Consider the following 1820-nt stretch of genomic DNA (forward strand, 5'->3'; position numbering starts at 1 on the left):
GCTTGCTCATTCAGGTCGCGATAATTTAGGGTGCCCTGCGGGGAGTGCAGGGCAATGGCATCTGGCGTACTGGCGGCCCGTGACTCGAACTGCGCCACGATGGAAGGCGTACCCTGATCTGCGGCAATGGTCGTAGCAGGGATACGTGGCGACCACATTGACATCGGCACCACAGGGAGTTGGCTTAGCACAATATCTTGATGTGCTATCAGAGCATCAGCAATCGCGGCCAATACCGTGACCATATAGGTACATAAGGCCTCAGCATGAAGGGGCTGCCGAGCTTGTGCCGTTAGCGATAAGCTATTATTGAAATCATCCACCGCCATCGCGAGCGGGTAATTAGTCCGCTCAATCGCTTCTAACCATTTAACACCCGGAATAAAGTCGGTGGTGTGGTTAAACACCGAGGTGGTGGCGTTACTGTGACGATAGTTCAGCAAGCTATTGAAAAGCGGTGCCGGTGCTTCAATTCCACTGCAGCGCTGGGCAAGCGCCAGAGAAGCATGTTCATGTTGTAACAGCCTCGCTAGCTGTTGGTGAATATCCTGCACACCCTGTCTGAGAGAGCGAGCATCAATATCTACTCGTAGCGGCAGTGTATTAATAAACAAGCCCATACTCTGCGCAAAACTGGTTGCTGCCGTCAGGCGTCCTAACATCACGGTACCGAACACCACAGCGGATTGGGCGCTGGTTGCTGCGATAACTCTGGCCCAGGCCAGATGACATAAGCTGGCTAAACTCACCCCGCAATGACGAGCTGCCTCACGCAAGCGATGATTAAGTTCGCTCGACAAAGGCTGATAATGTTCCTCAATGTTTTCCCCTGAACCTTGAATATCCTCAATATCAAAGGCCAGGCTCGGCGTCGTAATATCGGCTAACTGTTGTCGGAAATACGCTTCTTGCTCTTCCTGGTGACTCGTTTCTTTCAACTGGGTAATGAGTTGGCGATAAGGCACAACCGGCAACAAGTCTTGCTTTCTCCCAGCCATAATCAGGCGAATCTCCTGCAACATTAGTTCAAGCGTTGCATGATCCCCAATTAAGTGATGCATCAATTGCAGTAGGATCCAGCGCTGATGTTCATCATCGCGCGCAATCACCAAATGCAACAAAGGGGCTTGCTCGAGCGGAAGGCGTATTTTGCGGGGATCAAAATGCTGGCGCAGTTGTTCAACGACGGGTCCCTCTGCGGCAGCGAACTCAAGTTCTTCCTGCGATAACGTTGCTTCCCGGTAAACGACTTGTACTGCGGGGCTCACCTGACTGATGATCGCCGTACGCAAAATATCATGGCGTGCGACCACCTTTTTCATCGCGGCCAAAAAGCTATCCAGCGTTTCACGTTGTGTAAAAGCCAGTTGGCTCACCAGCAGGTAAGGGTCACCTTCGTTTTGCAGCAAGTGATGGAATAACAGGCCATCTTGCAGCGGTGATAAGGGATAAATATCCTGGATATTCGCACTTCCACCTTCGACCTGCTGACAAATCAGATCAATGTCTGCTTGCTGCAAATCCACCAAGGGCAACATAGACGGTGTAATCTGCGTCGTGCCCGTTGGGATGCCGTTATTTAACTGCTGAGTGGGCTGTGATGAGGCCACCTTCAAGGTTTTACTGAATTCGGACAATCTGGATTGACGAAACAGTTGACGTACTTCTGTTTGCCAGCCAGCGGCACGCAGGCGCTCAATCACCTGTACCGCCCGCAAAGAGTGCCCTCCCAGAGCAAAGAAGTCGTCATGGCGACCCACCTGCCCGATGCCCAGTAGCGCCGACCAGAGCGCCGCCATCTGCTCTTCAACCTCGCCCTC

At 52.4% G+C, this 1820-nt stretch carries 1 protein-coding gene; it reads right to left on the minus strand.

The window, feature by feature from the left end:
• Nucleotides 1–1820: condensation domain-containing protein (locus PSI23_RS21215; protein ID WP_273556935.1), on the minus strand; the 1820-nt coding region annotated here is incomplete at both ends.

This window comes from Xenorhabdus yunnanensis (assembly GCF_028598805.1).
Lineage (GTDB): Bacteria > Pseudomonadota > Gammaproteobacteria > Enterobacterales > Enterobacteriaceae > Xenorhabdus > Xenorhabdus yunnanensis.